The following is a 17,248-nucleotide window of genomic DNA, read 5'->3' as shown; positions in this document are numbered from 1 at the left end:
GATCGTCGTTTGCGGGCGACGACGGCGCCGTTTCCGGCGGATTCGCCAGGGCGGTTTCGACAATACCGGCTCGCAGCGCGCGCATGCGTCGCGGGCGCACGCGCCTGCTCGCGTGACGCGCGCCCGCGCCGGCGCCCGTGCTACGCCGGTGCGCGCAACGCACGCTGTCCGGCTGCAAGAGCGGCGCCCGCGAACAGCGTCAGCGCCGAATACACAAGCCCGCGTGCAAGCCCCGCGCTGTCCGACACCCAGCCGATCGCGACCGGCCCGGCGATCTGTCCGAACGCGAAGATCGTCGTGAACGCGCTGATTCCCTTCGCCCAACCCTGCGGCGGCAGGTTGTGGCGCACGAATGCCGTCGTCGCCGCGACTGCCGAAAGAAACGTCGCACCGAACAGCACGCCCGACGCGAACGCGGCCGCCGGATGCACGAACAGCGCCGGCATCAGTGTCGCGACGCCGAGCAGCGCGTTCAGCACAGCGAGCGCCTGGCCGCCGCGCATCCGGTCGAGCAACCCCGACCACAAGCGCGCCGATACGACGGTCGCGACGCCCAGCATCACGTAGAAAGCGGCCACGACCGTTGCGCTCATCCCCGCGCCGCGCAGCAGCGCGACGATGAACGTCATGTAGCCGATATAGCCGACACCGAACAGGCCATAACCGCCGAGCGCGAGCGCGAAGCGAGCGGGACTCGCGCTCGCCGCCGGCGCGGCGCCGTCGCGCGGTGCGGCCGGCGCCGCATGTGCGCGCTCGATCCTGCGCGCGGCCGACACGGCCACCGCCGAAAACAGCACGCATGCGAACGCGAGCGCGAACCACGCTGGCTGCCAGCCGTGCGCGCGATGCGCGAGCGTTGCCGGCACGAGCAGCGACGACGCGACGATGCCCCAGCCCGTGCCGCCGTAATAGAGCCCGAGCAGCAGCCCCGCATCGCGCGGCGACGCGGACGCGAGCCGCGCGGCCAGCACGCCGCCACTGATGAAGATCAGCGCGCTGCCGACACCGGTCGCGAGCCGCTCGACCAGCAGCGCGTTCATCGCGGACGTGAACCCGCATGCGCCCATCAGCAGCGCTGTCAGCACGCAGCCGCACGCGAGCAGCGTGCCGCTGCGGCAGCGGCGCGACAGGAGCGGGAAAACGACCGCGCCGATCAGGTAGCCGGCCGCGTTGGCCGTGTTCAGCGCGCCGGCCTGCGCGAACGTCCAGCCGAGATCGGCCTTCATCGGCGGCAAGAGCAGCGCATACGCGAAGCGCGCGAGGCCGAGCGCGATCGCGCTGCCGAGCGACAGGCAGATCGCGAGCCGCCACGCGGCCATGCGGTCGGGTTCGGTGGCGCTGGTGTGCGGCCGTGCTCGGCCGGCGTGCTCCGGTTGCGGCGCTGCGCGCATCGCGGTGTCTCCATCGTGGTTCTCGGCCGGTGCGGCCTCGGGCCGGCGGCGGCGGCGCGGCGCGACAGCGCGCGGCGGCGTCGATACGCAGGCCGATTGTTGGCGGGCGCCGATCGCGTTTGCGGGGCCGACGCGCCGATCGGCCGATGATACTTTCAAATGCCGCCGCGCACCGCCGGCCACGCGGTCGCCAGCAATCGGTCGCGCGTGCCGCGTGGTGCAACCGCGCGTCCATCGTCCGGCGCATCACGTAAACCGAAACGATCGGCGCAATTGGATTCGGATTTAAAAAATCCAGGCATCGATTAAGTCGACATGTCCCCTATATTCGATAAAAAACAGCGCCGATATCGCTTCGCTTATCCATTGTCGTCGCAAAATTGCCCCCAAAATCCGCGTGTTTAGCACGCATCGGCTAAAAATCTTGCGGTCCATTGCATTCGCAAATTCATCAGACTAATATCGATGCCACTCGTCCGGTATTCAAAAAATACCGAATGAGCGGCGATAAATTTTTTATCGCGCTTTCATGTTGAATCGCTGTTCATCACAGGAGAATTGACATGCAGGAAACCCAGCAGATCGAATTGCTTGACTGGATGAAGGAAGACACGCACCCCGAGGCCGTCGACATGATGGTCGAGGATGCCGTGGTGCCGTTCGGCACCGCGCTCTGGCCGGTCTGAGCGGCCAGCCCGTTCCCGCGGAAGGGCTGCGGCCCTTCCGCCGCTTCCGGAGACACGCATGCTGAACCTGCACCGCGCGCTGGGCTTCCATCCGGCGCTGCGCGACAAGCTCGCACGCGGCGAGACGGGCAAGCTGCTGGTCGGCTACGACACCCGCAACCGCGACACCGCACTGCGCGCGTTTTCCGCGCTGCCCGACTCGCTCGACGCGATCACCCTCTGCCTGGAAAGCACGCCGCCCGCCGACATCGCCGCCGCGCTCGCACACGCGGATCTCTTCGTGCTGCTGTACGACTCGTCTTGCCTGCCGACGCCGTCGCCGAGCGGGCCGCCGTTCCTTGCCGCAATCCGGCCGGCGATTGTCGAGCACTGGAACAAATCCGTGCTGTTCAAGGATTACGGCCCGCATCTCGACGAGGCTTTCGCCGAATCGCTCGACGACATCGCCGCGCGCAACGGCCGCCTGATCGAAGCCGCGGCGCGAGCGTCGCAGCTTCACTTCATCGACGAAGCCGGCAACACGCTGACCGGCTCGCTCGCGCCGGACCAGAAATGGACGAGCGTCGACGGGATGGGCAATCTGGACGTTGTGCCCGGCGAGATTGCGACGCACGTCACCGATTTGCGCGGCTCGATCGTGTTCAGCGGCACGTTTCTCGGCACCGTGCCGTTCGCGATCAAGTACCGTGTCGCAGAGCGGCTCGCGACGCTGCATGTCGAGGACAGCCTGATCGTCGATTTCGACAGCGACGACCCCGGCTTCCGGCGCGACTTCGCGACCTATCTCGACCGGCATGAAAACCACCGGCGCATAGAGGAATTCGGCATCGGCACGAACGTCGGGATCCGCAGGCTGTACGGCCGCAACGCCGGCTTCGAGGAACGCCACCCGGGCCTGCACCTCGGTCTCGGCGGCGGCGCGAACGGCAGCCACCACCTCGATTTGATCTTCGCGCGCGGCACGCTCGCGTTCGACGAGCGGATCGTGTTCGACGGCGCGTTCGCCGTCTGACCCGGGAATCAGGCGTCGGCAGCTGCCGCGTCGCCGAGCCACTTGTACATCACGAGGCAATCGACGAAGCCGAGCCGCGCGTGACGATACGCGCGCGGCAAACGGCCGACGACGTCGAAGCCGAGCTTCCGCCACAGCGCAACCGCCACCTCGTTCGTCGCGACCACCGAGTTGAACTGCATCGCGAGGAAGCCGCGCTCGCGCGCGACCTGCTGCGAGTGCTCGCACATCAACCGGGCGACGCCCTTGCCGCGCGCGGCTGCGTCGACCATATAGCCGCAATTGCACACGTGATTGCCGGGCCCGGCCGCGTTCGCCTTCAGAAAGTACGAACCGAGCAGCACGCCGTCCTCTTCCGCCACCCACGTGCAGAGCGGCGCGTCGAGCCAGATCGCGCGCGCCGCTTCGCGCGTCGGCGCGGGATCGAATGCGTAGGTCTCCTGCGCGGCGACGATCGCGCGGTACGTGGGCCAGAAGCGGAGGAAGTCGTCTTCGGTCATCGGGCGAAGCGTGATCATGCGAGTCCTTGCGAGTCGAGGAATTGAAGCGGGATTGAAGCGGCGTCGGAGCGCTGGCGCCGCGTGCCGCGCATAGCGCGCGATGGTGCCAGAAACGCCCTTGTCGGTCGATCCGGCGACTGCCGCCACGATTGCCGCACGTACGGCTGCCCGCGCGATCGACAAACGTGCCGTACACGCCAATGAGATCGGCCGTTCGGCCGAACCGCCATCGTGCGCGCCGGGCACATTCCCGTGCACCGCCTGCATTGCGCTTCGTCTCGACCAGCCGGTTGTCCCGTCGTGCCCGTTCGCTTCATCGGCGCCATCCGTCACCTGAGCCGGCCACGTCGCTATCTCGCGGCCGAAGCCGGCATCGGCCGCGAATCGCTGTAGCGCACGCTGTCGCCGAACGGCAACCCACGCTCAAAACGCTGCTCGCGGTGCTCAAGACGGTCGGGCTGCGCCTGCCCGTCGTCCCTGCGCAACCGTCCCGGCCGTCGCACGCATCACGCCCCACGGATCAAGGCTGCACCATCCAGACGAGCACCATCGCACGCGGCGCCGCGCTCATCCCCGCTGGCGGCTGCTCGATCTTCGGCTCGACGTTCAACGCGTGCGCGATCGTCGCCGCATCGTCGAGGGTCGCAGAGCGCACGAACGTCATCAGTCGCGCGGGCCGATGCAGCGTCTCGCGATAGAGCGCGCCATACCACAGCGGCCGCGTCCCGAGCGCATCCTGCAGCACGTACGGATACCGCCATAACCGCAGCACGAGCCGACTGTCCGGGTGCGCCGGATCGGTGCGCACGAACACGCGGCGCGTGCTCTCGCCGTGCGTGTAGCGCGGCAGCACCGGCAATGCGTCGGCCGGCGCCTGCGGCAACAGCCAGCGCAGCGCAGTCGCGGGCGACCACGGCGTCGCGCGTTGCCAGCCGGCGAGCGCGAGATGACGATCGAGCGTGTCCGACGTCGCGCACCATTGCAGCGGCAGATATTCCTCGCGATCGCCGCCGATCTCGCTGCGCCACGCCGGCACGCGCTGCCAGCCATCGCGCAGCCACTGATCGACGGTCATCGCGACGACGTCGCCCACGTGCGGACGCGCCGCGCGATCGAGCTGCCATTGTGCAGGCACCGTCCACACGCCGGCCGTCGCGAGCACGACGAGCACGGCGACGAGTGCGCCGCGCGGCTGGACGTGCTCGCGCACGTGCCAGTACGCATAGGCACCCGCCAGCACCGCGAACCATGCGAGGCCGAGGCTCCATCCGCCGAGCAGTCCCGACAGCCACGTGTCGCCGACGTACAGCCGCGCGAAGCCGCCGAGCACGATCCACAGCACCACCGCCGTCACGACCGGAATGCGCCACAGCGCGGGCCGGTCGCGCGTCAGCACCCAGCCGATGCCGCTGCTCGCGAGTATCGCGAACGCCGCATCGGCGTCGGGCAGCGGCACGTGCGGCGCGCCGGGCGGCAGGCTCGCGGGCGTCGTGCCGGGCATGCCGGCGAACGCGGGCACGAGCACGACCGCTATGCCGATCGTGCCGAGCCACCAGGCGGACGTCCACCAGCAACGATGGATCATCAGCCACACGAGAAACGCGGCCGCGACGATCAGCCCCGTATCGTGACCGTGCAGCACCGCGAGCGCACGCATCGTCGCATCGACGGGCGGCGTGCGCAGGCTCTGCAGAAACGCATAGAGCGCGATGTCGGCATGCATCAGCGGATCGTTCGCGACGACGTCCTGCACGATGCCGGCGAACAGCCACACGCAGCCGACGAACAGCAGCGCGAACGCCGGCACCGCGCCTGGCAGGCGGCGCACCTTCACGATGGCGTCGTGCAGCCGCGCACCGAAGCGCGGCCAGCGGCGCACGCACGCATGCACAGCCGCGCCGGCCGCGCGGCACAGCAACGGCCAGCCGCGGCGCAGTGCGACCCGCACGCCGATCCACACCAGCGCAACCAGCGCGGCCACGACCAGCAGGATCGCGGCGACCCGCACGCTGATCGCCGCGGCAAGTGCGGCCGACGCACCGAACAGGACGCCGGGCGCGACGTGCACGGGCGCCCAGATCAGCGCCGACACGACGTTGACCGGATAGAACGACCGGCGCGGCAGCGTCGCGCAGCCGACCACGACCGGCACGACCGCGCGCACCGGGGCCAGAAAGCGCGCGAGCACGATGCTCTTCATCCCGTGGCGCAGCACGAACTGCTCGCCGCGCGCATAGGCGTCCGCGTAACCGAACCTGACCCAGCCGTTGCGGATCGCGCCGCGGTAGCGCCGTCCGAGCTCGTAGCTGATCCCGTCGCCGGCGATTGCGCCGGCGGCCGCGACCCCGATCGTCGTCCACGCGTCGAGCGCCCCCGCGCCGATCAGCGTGCCGGCCGCGAACATCACGGCCCCCGCCGGCACGACCGTGCCGATCAGCGCGATCGCCTCCGCGCAGGCAGTGGCGAACACGATCGCCAACACGAGCGCCGGATGCGCACCGATCGCCCCGAGCCACGCGTGAATCGTCTCGCTCATCGCGGGCCGCGCGGCGTGACCGCGCCGGGCGCGTGCCCCGGCCCGGCAGTGGCGTCGGAAGCGTTCACCGGAACGAGCACGTGTTCGCGGCAGCCGGCGGCGTCAGTCGAACTCGTGCTGCCGCGCGTCGGCTTCGAGCGGCGCGTCGTGATAGCCGACCGTTGCAATCTCGTGCAAATAGCGCGCGAGAAATGCACGGATCGACCCGGCTGCCTCGTACTGGTGAACATGGCGGAATTCATGGGTAAGCAAGCGTCGCGTGCCGTGACCGCGAAGCACGAACACGGCGTGGCCGAGCGTGAGGCCGATCGTTCCGGGCGCCAGCAGCCCCGTGTCGCGCGCGATCGCGCCCAGCGCCGGCGTGTCCGGAAACGGGAGCCGGTCGGCGATCACGACGCGGATCCGCTCCGGCTGCGCGACGCCCACGGTGCGCGCGTCGTCTGCCTGCGCGGGCGTCAGCGGCACGCCGCTTGCGATCCCGTGCGCCGCCTGCGCGCCGGCCCACGCGACGACGTCTGGCAGCACGGAAGGCAGTATCTCGGCGAGGTCGATCATCGTGCAGGCTCCTGCGTTCGGAAACGGTGCAATCGAGCACCAGTTTATCTCCGAATCGGCGCCGACCGCGAGGCGCCGCCTCCGGCCAGGGAAGGCCCGCCGGCACTGAGGGCCGCCCGGTCTGGCGCTTCGGGCGGGACGGTTTTCGGGCGGACTATTTCCTTTGACGACACATTCACCGCCGATATATCTCAAAAATTTCCTTCAGATCCACCATTTCCCGCTTCGGCGGAATATATTGATCAGAAGAACGGTCGCGGCGGCAACCGGCAGGACAGCCCGCGACGCCATCCCGAAGAGGAACGCTAGATGATCAGGGTAATTCTGGCTGACGATCACGCAGTCATGCGGGACGGACTGCGTCACATCCTGGAAACGGCCGGCGGCTTCGAAGTCGTCGGCGAGGCGAGCGATGGCGCTGCCACGCTCGCGCTGGCCGAAAGCCGCGCCGCCGACGTGCTGCTGCTCGACTTGTCGATGCCCGGGCCGACCGGCATCGAGCTGATCCGGCTGATCAAGACGCACGTCCCGGCGCTGCGGATGCTCGTGCTGACCATGCACGCGGAGACGCAGTACGCGGCGCGCGCGTTCAAGGCCGGCGCGACCGGCTACCTGACGAAGGACAGCGCGACCGCCGGGCTGGTCGAGGCCGTCATCAAGGTCGCGGCCGGCGGCGTCTACGTGAGCGCGTCGGCGGCCGAAAGCCTCGCTCGCACGTTGCGCACACCGGCCGACATACTGCCGCACGAACGGCTGTCGGCGCGCGAGCTCGACGTGATGCGCCGCATCGTCGCCGGCCAGACGATCACGCGGATCGCATCGGATCTCACGCTGAGCGCGAAGACGGTCAGTACCTACAAAACCCGCATCCTCGAGAAGATGGACCTGCCGCACGAAGCTGCGCTGGTCCGCTATGCGGCGCGTCACGATCTCGACCTCGGCGTCGACGACGCATGATGGCCGCATTCCGCTTCCCGCCCGCCCCGACCGGCGACGACGATGACGATGCGCAGGACCCGTCGCTGCTGTTCATGTCGTCGCTGCCGCCCGGGCGGCGCGAGCGGCGGCTCGCGCTCGCGACGGTGATCGTTTCGGCGCTGATCTTCGTCGCCGTCGCGCCATTCGCCGGCATGCCGCTTGCTCGCGTGTGGGGCTTCATTCCCGTGTATCAGTCGGCGATCGTCGTCAACGACATGGTGACGGCCGGCCTGCTGCTCGGCCAGTACGCGATCCTGCGCGAGAAATCGCTGCTCGCGCTCGCGGGCGGCTACCTGTTCACCGGTTTCATGGCCGGCACGCACATGCTGACCTTTCCGGGGCTGTTCACGCCAACGGGCCTGCTCGGCGCGGGCGAACAGACCACCGCGTGGCTCTATCTGTTCTGGCACGGCGGCTTTCCGCTGGCGGTCGCCGCATACGTGCTGCTGCGCGCGGCGCCGCGCGCGCGGCCGCCGTCGCGCGAGCAGCGCCGCGCCGCGATTCCGATCGTGCTGTGCATCGTGCTGACGGGCGGCGCGACCGCCGCGCTCGCGCTACTGGCCACCGCCGGTCACGATTTGCTGCCGCGGATCATGCAAGGCAACCGGATGACGCCGACGATGACCGACGCGATCGTCGTCGTATGGACGCTGAACCTCGGCGCGCTGGTACTGATGTGGCGACAGCGGCGACGCCATTCGGTGCTCGACCTGTGGGTGATGATCGTGCTGGTCGCATGGCTGTTCGACATTGCGCTGGCGTCGATGCTGAACCACGGGCGCTTCGATCTCGGCTTCTACGCTGGCCGCACCTACGGTCTCGTCGCGTCGGGCATCGTGCTGTTCGCGCTGCTGTTCGAGAACGGCCGCTTGCATGCGCAGACGGTGCGTGCGCTCGCCGGCGCGCGCTACCAGCATCTGCTCGTCGTGCAGAAGAGCGCGCAGCTGAACGACGCGAACGAACGGCTCGAACAGCGCGTCGCCGCGCGCACCGCGCAGTTGAGCGCGTCGAACCGCGACCTGCGGCGCGAAGTCGAGGAACGCGTACGTGCCGAACGCGCGCTGAAGGCGTCGCGCGAGGAGCTGCGCGAGATCGCGGCGATCAGCGCGAGCGCGCGCGAGGCCGAACAACGCCGCATCGCGCGCGAACTGCACGACGAACTCGCGCAGACGCTCGCGACGCTGAAGAACGATCTCGAATGGCTGCTCGATCACGTGCCGCAGGACGACGCGCCGCTTGCACGCAAGATCGCCGCGATGCACGCGCTCGCGCGCGGCGCGGTGACGGCCACGCGGCGCATCGCATCCGATCTGCGCCCGCTGATGCTCGACGATCTCGGGTTCGCGGCTGCGATGCAATGGCTCGTGGAAAATTTCCGGCACCGTCACGGAATGGCGTGCACGCTGCACGTCGAGCCGGGCGAGCTGCACCTCGACGAACCGTATGCGACGGCCGTGTTCCGCATCGCGCAGGAAGCGCTCGCGAACGTCGCGCGGCACGCGGCGGCGTCATGCGCGGCAGTCGAACTCCTTTATCGGGACGAGACGATCGCGCTGACGATTCGCGACGACGGCGCGGGTTTCGATCCGGGCGCGCCGCGCAAGTCGGGGTCGTTCGGGCTGGTCGGGCTGCGCGAGCGCGCATATCTCGTCGGCGGCACGCTGCGCATCGACACGACGCTCGGCGAAGGAACGACGGTGGAGGTGGATATTCCGGTGGGGTCCGCGCATGTGGCGATTGCGCATGAAGGAACGAGGGCGTCGCGAACGAACGCGTGATGCGCTCGACGCCGCAATGGCGGCGGTCGCCGGGAGCGGTCGGTGCTCTCTCCGTGCATGACACCTGTCATGCACGGTGAAACCCGGGCCGGTCCACGACGGTCGGCCGTTCGGTCGCGTGGGGCGGCCGGCGGGCTTACGCCCGCGCCGCCACCATCCCGCGCTCGGACCGCGTCCATGCAACCAGTGCGCCGATCCCGAGCAACGCGAGGCACACGATCGGCACGATCATCGGCCCGAACGCGGTGCCCGTGACCTTGCCCGCGAACGGCATCAGGTTCTGGCTGAAGAAACCGCCGAGGTTGCCGATCGAATTGATCGCGGCAACGCTCGCCGCCGCGCGCGCGCCGGTGAAGTAACGCGGCGGCATCGACCAGAAGCACGGATACAGCAGCGGAATGCAGGCGCCGCCCAGCACGAGCGCGATGAAGCGCAGCGGCGTCGACGGCAGCACGAGGCTCAGCAGGAAGCCGAGCGCACCCAGCGCCGCGACGATCGCGATCGTGCGCAGGATGCTCTTCGCGCGGCGCAGCTTCGACGGCAGCCACACCAGCAGCACCACCGCGAGCGCCCACGGCAGCATACTCAGGAAACCGTTCGTCGTGCTCGACACGCCGAACGATTTCACGAGGGTCGGCAGCCAGTACGTGACGCCGTACAGCGACGTCGACATCAGCATGTACGTCGCGGCGAACAGCATCACGCGCGGATCGAGCAGCGCCTTCCACGGCTGCGCATGCTCGGCGTGCGCCGGTTTCTCGCGCTCCAGCGCGGCTGCAACGATCTGCTTCTCGCGGTCGTCGAGGAACGGCGCGTCGCGGAACGACGCCGGCAGCACGCGAAACACGACGATCGCGACGATCACGGCCGGCAGCCCCGTCGCCACGAACACCCACTGCCAGCCCGCGAGCCCCCACACGCCGTTCAGGCTCAGCAATACGCCGCCGACCAGCGAGCCGAGCATGTTCGCGAGCGCGCTGCCGAGCGTGAAGATCCCGAGCACCTTCGCGCGGTAGCTCTGCGGGAACCACAGCGTCAGGTAATAGATCACGCCCGGATAGAAGCCGGCTTCGGCGATCCCGAGCACAAAGCGCAGCGAGCAGAACGCGGGCATCGACGTCGTGAAGCCCATCAGCACCGTGATGAGCCCCCACGTCAGCATGATCCGCGCGAGCCATACGCGCGCGCCGTAACGATGCAGCGCGAGCGTGCTCGGCACCTCGAACAGCAGGTAGCCGATGAAGAACAGCGACGACGCGAGACCGAACGCGGCCTCGGTCATCCCGAGGCTGTGCACCATCTGCAGTTTCGCGAAGCCGACGTTCTGCCGGTCGATGAACGCGATCAGGAACATCACGACGAGAATGGGCAGCAGGCGCCGCGCCATCTTCGACATGATGCGCTGCTCTTCGGCGGACGCGGGGTCCTGGGTTTCGGTGGTGACATTCACTGCGGGCTCCTCCGTGAATCGGTTGCTTGTCGGTTGAATCGGCGCACCGCGCGACATATGCGCGGGCGCCGTGGTGTTCGTGAAAATCGTGGTCGAGTGCAGAACGTCCGCCGTCAGCCGGTCCGGTAGTCGTCGAGCATCGGCGCGAACATGTCGCGCCACGCGCGCGGCTTCGCCTTGATCGTCCCGGCGAGATACAGAAACTCGACGTAGTCCATCAGCTGGTTCGGCTGCACCGAGAACCGCGTGTCCGGCGCGGCGAGCATCCGCATTACATCGTCGTGCGACACGCCGACGCCCGATGACGCCGCATACAGCGCGGCGGCCGCGCGCCGATCCTGCGCGATCAGCCGGTTCGCTTCGTCGAGCGCGCCGAGAAACGCGCTGGCCAGCGCCGGCTCCGCATCGATGAGACGCTTCGGCGCGAACACGACGTCGAGCGTCATCGGGCCGAGCACGTCGATCGAGTTCACGACGCGATGAATGCCCGGCTGCCGCAATTCGAGCGTCGAGAACGGCGGCGACGTGAAGTGCGCGGTGACGCCGCTGTCGCGGCGAATCAGCGCCTGCATCGCCTGCGGATGCGGCAGGTTCACCGTGATCGAGTCGAGCTGCGCGAAATGCGTGGCGCCGAGCTGCCGGCTCGCGACCATCTGCAGCACGACCGCCGACAACGACGTGCGGATGCCCGGCACCGCGATCCGGTCGGACCGCGTGAAGTCGCGCAGCGACGCGAGGCCCGGACGATTGGCGTTGAGCGACAGCGACGTCGTCGACAATCCGCTGATACCGATCACCTCGACGTTCGGAATGCCGCGCGCGCGCGCCCACAGCTCGATGAAGCCCGGTGCGCCGGCGCCGGCGAAGTCCAGCGTGCCGGCCATCATCGCGTCGTTGACGGAATTGCCGCCGTCGAGCAGCACCCAGTCGACCGCGACATCGCGCAGGCCGTGCCGCGCCGCGTGCCGCTCGAACAGCCGCTGCTTCTCCATCACGAGCAGCGGCAGGTAAAGCACGCCATAGCCTTTCGAGATCCGCACCGTGCGCGGCGTCGCGCGCACCAGCGACGGCGCGCCGAGCGCGCCCAGCATCCCGAGGCCGGCGGCAAGCAACGTGCGGCGGCGGGCCGACGTCAACATTCGCGCGCCTCCGCGCGGCACGCTGCATGTGCCGACGCGGCAGCCGGCGTCACGCGTTGCCGCCGATCCGGCTGCGCGTTCGTCGTGCGCGTCCCATGCTGCATGTTGTCGTCTCCTCTGGTATTAATGCCGTCGTCGATCGTTCCGGCTGAACACAGGTTATCGGCCGAGTCTGAGAAAATGCTGACATCCCGCCCCGGGGAAAACCCCTAACCCTCTACCTGCAAACGGCACCATGCGCATTCTCGTCGTGGAGGACGATGCCGAAATCGGCGCGGCGATCCGCAGCCGCCTCGCGCGGCTCGGCCACGCCGTCGATCTCGAAACCGACGGCTCGACCGCGAACGGCCTGCTGCGCGTCGAGCGCTTCGATCTCGTCGTGCTCGATGCGAACCTGCCCGGCCTCGACGGCTTCGCGGTGCTGCGCAATCTGCGCGCATCGGGCAGCACGACGCCGGTGCTGCTCGTCACCGCGCGCTCGGCGATCGACGATCGCGTGAGCGGCCTCGGCCTCGGCGCCGACGACTATCTCGTGAAGCCGTTCGACTATCGCGAGCTCGATGCGCGTGTGCAGGCACTGCTGCGCCGCAACAGCGGGCATGCGAACGACGTGCTGACGCTCGGCGGCCTCGTGATCGACCGCAGCAGCCGCCTCGCCGAACTCGACGGCCGGCCGCTGTCGTTGTCGCGGCAGGAATTCGCGCTGCTCGAGATTCTCGCGAGCCGCCCGCAGCGGATCTTTTCGAAGGACGAACTGCTGAACCAGCTGTTCAGCTTCGGCAACGAGCCGACCGCGAACGCGGTCGAGCAATACGTGACGCGCGTGCGCAAGAAGCTGCAGGGCAGCTCGGTCGAGATCCGCACCGCCCGCGGGATGGGGTATCAGATTGCCGCGCATTGACTGGTTCCCGAAGACGCTGTTCGGGCGCACGCTGCTGTTCATCGCGCTCGTCGTCGCGAGCGGCGCGTTTGCGCTGGCCGCGATCGCGCGCTATTACGCCGGCGTCGCGGCCGAACGCGCGTACGATCAGTTGCTCGCGGGCGCGTCGATCCAGGTCGCGGAGAACCTGTACGTGCAAGGCGGCGTGCTCGCGCTGAACCCGCCCGTGGCCGCGTTGTCGACGCTGTCGCGCTACGACCTCGTCTATTACAAGGTCGTCGATTCGCGCGGCGTCGTCGTGGCCGGTTACAACGATCTCGCGAGCCCCGCGACGCTCGCCGCCGCGAAGCAGGGCCCAGCGTTCGCGAATGGCGTCTACCAGGGGCACCGGATCCGCACGGCGACCATCGCGCGCTACATGCCGGAGGAAAGCACGCCTGGCTGGGCGCTCGTAACCGTTGCGCAGACAACCAATGCGCGGCAGCAGCTGACGAACGACATGAGCATCAAGGTATGGACGCTGATCCTGCTGATGAGCGTGCTGGCGATCGGTGCGAGCGGACTCGCGATCCGGCGCGGGCTGCGTCCGCTCGCGCAGATCGACGCGATCATTGCCGCGCGCGATCCGGCCGACCTGCGGCCGGTCGCCGTCGATACGCCGAGCGAGATCGACGCGATCATCGGGTCGATCAACGGACTGATACGCCGGCTGGCCGAGCGGATCAACGCGATGCAGCGCTTCATCGCCGATGCCGCACACCAGATGCGTACGCCGCTCGCGCGGCTCGATGCGCAGATCGAGCTGCTCGACGGGGAAGACGATCCGGCTCGTCATGCGGCACGGCTCGATGCATTGCGCGCGACGTGCTCGGATGTCGGGCGTCTCACCGGGCAGCTGCTCAATCATGCGATGGTGATCCATCGCACCGAGGCCGTGCCGCTGCAGCCGGTCGAGCTCGTCGCGCTGGCGAAGGACGTGCTCGGCCGCGCAATTCCACTCGCGGACGAACGCGACGTCGCCGTCGCGTTCGCGAGCGATGCGCCGCAGGCGTGGATCGACGGCGATGCGATCAGCTTGCAGGAAGCGTTGTCGAACGTGGTGCACAACGCATTGCTGCATGGGCATGCGGACGACATCGTCGTGTCGGTCGCGACCGCGGGGAACGTTGACGGTACGGTCACGCTGACCGTCACCGACAACGGTCGCGGCATTCCGCGCGAGCATTGGGACGCGGCATTGCAGCCGTTCGTGAGGATCGCACCGGACGGAAGCGAGCGCCGCACCGGGTCGGGACTCGGCCTCGCGATCGTGCAGGAAGTGATGAAAGCGCACGGCGGGCGCGTGGGGTTCGCGTTCCCCGAGCGAGGCGGGTTTGCGGTGGTGTTGACGTTTCCGCGGCGTACCGGGCCGGAGTCTCGATGATTCCGTGAACGCGTCCGGGCAGATGTCGCAGTGCGGCCACGCAGTGCTTCGGTCTGCGAGCCTGAACATGGCGCCCCAGACCGAACCATCCCGCCTTCGATCACGCCGCCAGCAGTTTCAACCCGGCCGGCAGCGTTTCACCGAACACGCGCACCGTATCGGCTTCATCGAAGGCAATCGCCTCGCGCACCATCTCGATCCATGCGGCCGATGCGTTCGCGGCCGACAGCCGTTTGATCACCGCTTCGCGCGTGTCGTCCGGCAGATCGCGCTCGCGATCGCCAGTCATTCGCGCGATTTGCGCGGCCGCGAATGCCGCCGGCTCGACCTGCTTCCAGTCGAGTGCGAACAGCGCGTCGAGCCAATGCTGCGCGACGTCAGGCGGCACGACGCTGTGCGCGCTGCCGTAAAACGGCCGCCGCGCGCCGATCCGCCCGAGCGCCCAAGCACAGAGCGTACGATCGGCCGGCTTCTGCAACTGCGCGATCAGCCGCTCGCCGAGTTCCACCTTGCGCGCCACGGGCAACCGTTCGAGCGATGCGGACAAGCGCGTCATGTCGGCCGGGCCGACCTTGGCCGGATCGAACGGCAGCTTGCGGCGCTTGTCGTCGGACGGTTCGAGGAATGCGATCGCATCGCGCACCTGCGCCTGCGCATCGTCGTCGAGTCCGCCAGCCACGCGCCGCCACAGCGTCCACCACTCGGACCACACCTGCGAGTCGTTCACATACTGGATACCGTCGTCGAACAGCGGCCACAGTTGCTCGATTCGCCACGCATCGAGCGGATGGCCGAAGCCCGGACGCAGGCAATAGCCGGCGAGATTCAGCCACGCACGCTCGTGATCGGCCGAACGCCGCCGGCGGCGCGCGCGCGCGAGCAATGCATCGAACAGTTCGCGTGCGAGCGCGACATCCCACTCGTCGCGCGGGCCGAGCACCTGTTCAAGTTGCGCGCGCAACCGTCGCGTGTCCTTCGGCGTCACGTTCGCCGACTTGCTGCCGAACGAGCGATCGATCAGCTCGAGCGCTTGGTCGATACGCGGATGGCGCGCGAGCGCGGGATCGCCGCCGTGCGCGGGCGCGTCGCCGCGCAGCTGGAACTCGAGTCGCCAGCGCCGCGACGGGTCGTCGGTCGCGATGCAGTGCATTTCGAGCGTACCGACTTCGGTCAGCGACGCGGTCAGTTTCACCGGCGTTTCGTGTGCAGCGCCGCTGGCTTGCCGGTCGACCACCGTCGCGATCGGGGGCAGCCGCACGAAGTCGCCGCCGTCCAGTTCGACGAGGTCGCCGGGCTGGTACCTGGTGTCGGCCACGGTCGAAACGAGGTGGAAGCGCACCGGCTGCCCGAGCTGCAGCGCGAACGTGCGCTCCTCGAGCCGGATCTCGCGCCCCTCCTCCGAACCGCGCGGCAGCAGGCAGACGCCGCGCGGTGCCGAGCCGGCATCGCCGTCGTCGAGCACGAGGAAATAGCTGCGCGCCGAGCCGCCGCCGATACGCGGCGCATGGCCGGCGCGTGCGAGCCCGTAGGCCACCGCGCCGCGCGCGACGGCCACGTCCGGATGCGCGTTGTGCAGCACGTCGAGCGGCGCGCCGCGCCACGCGCCGAGCGTGTGCGCGAGACGACCGGCGAGCGCACGCGCGCGGAATACGCCGCCGTTGAGCAGCAGCGTGTCAGGCAGCGGGCCTTGCGCATGACGCTCAAGGAACGCGGCGACATGCCGTGTGACGGCCGCGTCGCTTGCATACGGCAACCCGAATTCGACGATCGCGGCGCGCGCACGACGCGGCAACTCGCCGGCATCGACCTGCGGAAAGAAACCGTCGACGACGATCCGTTCGACTTCGTCGCGCGTCAGCTCGGCCGAGCGCGCGCCGCCGACGAGCTTGCTGCCCGCGCCGAGCAGCGTCACGGTGACGGACGCGGGCGCGTCGTCGCCGAGCAACCGCTCCTTCGCCGCGCGGCAGCGTTCGACGAGCTGCGACAGGCTCGCGGCGGACAGCCGCGTGCCCGGCTCGGTCAGCCGGCTTTCGACCAGACGCGCGAGCGCGAGGTCCATGTTGTCGCCGCCAAGCATCAGGTGGTCGCCGACACCGACGCGCGTAAAGGCCGGCTCGCCGTCGTCGCCGGGCGCGACGTCGACCAGCGTCAGATCGGTCGTGCCGCCGCCGACGTCGCAGATCAACACGCGGCGCGGCACGGCGAACGTGTCGCGCAACGTCGCGCGCTGACCGTACAGCCAGTCGTAGAACGCGGCTTGCGGCTCTTCCAGCAGCCGCAGCGCCGGCAGTTTCGCGCGCCGGGCGGCTTCGACCGTCAACGCGCGCGCGCCGTCGTCGAACGACGCCGGCACAGTGAGGATCACGTCCTGCTTCGCGAGCGGCGCATCGGGAAAGCGTGCGTCCCAGGCGGCACGCACGTGCGCGAGATAGCTCGCGCTCGCGTCGACCGGCGACACCTTGTCGACGCCGTCGGCCGCCCCCCACGGCAGGATCGCCGCGAGCCGGTCGACCGACGCGTGCGACAGCCAGCTCTTCGCGCTGGTCACGAGCCGCCCCGGCACCTGCGCACCGAGCGTGCGCGCATAGCGTCCGATCACGGCCGGCAGCGCATCGGCGTTCGCACCTGCGTTCGCGTCGGCGTTCACATCGGCCGCCGCGCCTGCCTTCACATCGGCCTTTGCACCGGCCGTGGCATGAGCGTTCGAGCCGGAAGTCCACGGCAACCGCAGCGCATCCGGCGGCAGCTCCCCCGCTGCCGGGTGATAGCGCACCGACGGCAACAGCGGCTGCGCGGCCACCGCGCCGGGGCCGACCAGTTGGTCGACGTCGAACACGCGGATCGTGTCCGACCCGGCCTCGACGTATGCGACGACCGTGTTGCTCGTGCCAAGGTCGATGCCGACCGTATAGCGTTTCAT

General features: G+C 69.0%; 13 protein-coding genes and 1 pseudogene. 7 read left to right on the top strand and 7 right to left on the bottom strand.

Annotated elements, in window-relative coordinates; all coding sequences use genetic code 11:
• Positions 1–140: 140 nt before the first annotated feature.
• On the bottom strand, positions 141–1,391 hold the full coding sequence (locus KDW55_RS24285; RefSeq protein ID WP_212198057.1) for a YbfB/YjiJ family MFS transporter: 1,251 nt from the start codon (positions 1,389–1,391) through the stop codon (positions 141–143).
• Positions 1,392–1,954: 563 nt separating this feature from the next.
• Between KDW55_RS24285 and KDW55_RS29660 the strand changes: the two genes are divergently transcribed.
• On the top strand, positions 1,955–2,077 hold the full coding sequence (locus KDW55_RS29660) for a hypothetical protein (RefSeq protein ID WP_040139183.1): 123 nt from the start codon (positions 1,955–1,957) through the stop codon (positions 2,075–2,077).
• 58 nt (positions 2,078–2,135) lie between these two features.
• On the top strand, positions 2,136–3,089 hold the full coding sequence (locus KDW55_RS24280; RefSeq protein ID WP_069242630.1) for a leucyl aminopeptidase: 954 nt from the start codon (positions 2,136–2,138) through the stop codon (positions 3,087–3,089).
• An 8-nt stretch (positions 3,090–3,097) separates the two neighbouring features.
• On the opposite strand, the gene KDW55_RS24275 is transcribed toward KDW55_RS24280, so the two are convergent.
• Positions 3,098–3,607 (bottom strand): N-acetyltransferase, encoded by a 510-nt coding sequence (locus KDW55_RS24275; RefSeq protein ID WP_040139181.1) that lies wholly within the window; start codon positions 3,605–3,607, stop codon positions 3,098–3,100.
• Positions 3,608–3,943: 336 nt separating this feature from the next.
• Between KDW55_RS24275 and KDW55_RS29785 the strand changes: the two are divergent.
• Positions 3,944–4,095: pseudogene (locus tag KDW55_RS29785) on the top strand (transcriptional regulator); the annotation flags it as partial.
• Positions 4,096–4,109: 14 nt separating this feature from the next.
• Here KDW55_RS29785 and KDW55_RS24270 read toward each other — a convergent pair.
• Both KDW55_RS24270 and KDW55_RS24265 read right to left on the bottom strand, forming a co-directional pair.
• Entirely contained in the window at positions 4,110–6,125 is a 2,016-nt protein-coding gene (locus KDW55_RS24270) for an LssY C-terminal domain-containing protein (protein ID WP_069242629.1), read from the bottom strand.
• A gap of 102 nt (positions 6,126–6,227) precedes the next feature.
• A complete protein-coding gene (locus KDW55_RS24265; RefSeq protein ID WP_040139179.1) occupies positions 6,228–6,680 on the bottom strand; it encodes a hypothetical protein in 453 nt (150 codons plus the stop codon).
• 309 nt (positions 6,681–6,989) lie between these two features.
• On the opposite strand from KDW55_RS24265, the gene KDW55_RS24260 reads away from it, so the two are divergent.
• Entirely contained in the window at positions 6,990–7,637 is a 648-nt protein-coding gene (locus KDW55_RS24260; RefSeq protein ID WP_212160526.1) for a response regulator transcription factor, read from the top strand.
• Positions 7,634–9,436, top strand: a complete 1,803-nt coding sequence (locus tag KDW55_RS24255) for a sensor histidine kinase (protein WP_212160527.1) — start codon at positions 7,634–7,636, stop codon at positions 9,434–9,436. The genes KDW55_RS24260 and KDW55_RS24255 overlap by 4 nt, the downstream gene beginning before the upstream one ends.
• A gap of 136 nt (positions 9,437–9,572) precedes the next feature.
• On the opposite strand, the gene KDW55_RS24250 is transcribed toward KDW55_RS24255, so the two are convergent.
• Positions 9,573–10,886: an MFS transporter gene (locus KDW55_RS24250; protein ID WP_040140944.1), complete on the bottom strand. Its 1,314-nt coding sequence runs from the start codon at positions 10,884–10,886 to the stop codon at positions 9,573–9,575.
• Positions 10,887–10,999: 113 nt separating this feature from the next.
• Positions 11,000–12,025 carry an ABC transporter substrate-binding protein gene (locus tag KDW55_RS24245; protein WP_059546250.1) on the bottom strand — a complete coding sequence of 342 codons (1,026 nt, stop codon included), beginning with the start codon at positions 12,023–12,025 and terminating at the stop codon, positions 11,000–11,002.
• A gap of 235 nt (positions 12,026–12,260) precedes the next feature.
• On the opposite strand from KDW55_RS24245, the gene KDW55_RS24240 reads away from it, so the two are divergent.
• Together KDW55_RS24240 and KDW55_RS24235 are read left to right on the top strand one after the other, a co-directional pair.
• A complete protein-coding gene (locus KDW55_RS24240) occupies positions 12,261–12,926 on the top strand; it encodes a response regulator transcription factor (RefSeq protein ID WP_040139175.1) in 666 nt (221 codons plus the stop codon).
• On the top strand, positions 12,913–14,328 hold the full coding sequence (locus KDW55_RS24235; protein WP_212160528.1) for a sensor histidine kinase: 1,416 nt from the start codon (positions 12,913–12,915) through the stop codon (positions 14,326–14,328). The genes KDW55_RS24240 and KDW55_RS24235 overlap by 14 nt, the downstream gene beginning before the upstream one ends.
• A 100-nt stretch (positions 14,329–14,428) precedes the next feature.
• On the opposite strand, the gene KDW55_RS24230 is transcribed toward KDW55_RS24235, so the two are convergent.
• A complete protein-coding gene (locus KDW55_RS24230; protein ID WP_212149276.1) occupies positions 14,429–17,248 on the bottom strand; it encodes an Hsp70 family protein in 2,820 nt (939 codons plus the stop codon).

Source organism: Burkholderia sp. AU19243 (assembly GCF_018148075.1).
Lineage (GTDB): Bacteria > Pseudomonadota > Gammaproteobacteria > Burkholderiales > Burkholderiaceae > Burkholderia > Burkholderia latens_A.
The sequence above is the reverse complement of the archived record's forward strand: the minus strand, read 5'-3'. Positions and strand labels throughout refer to the sequence as shown.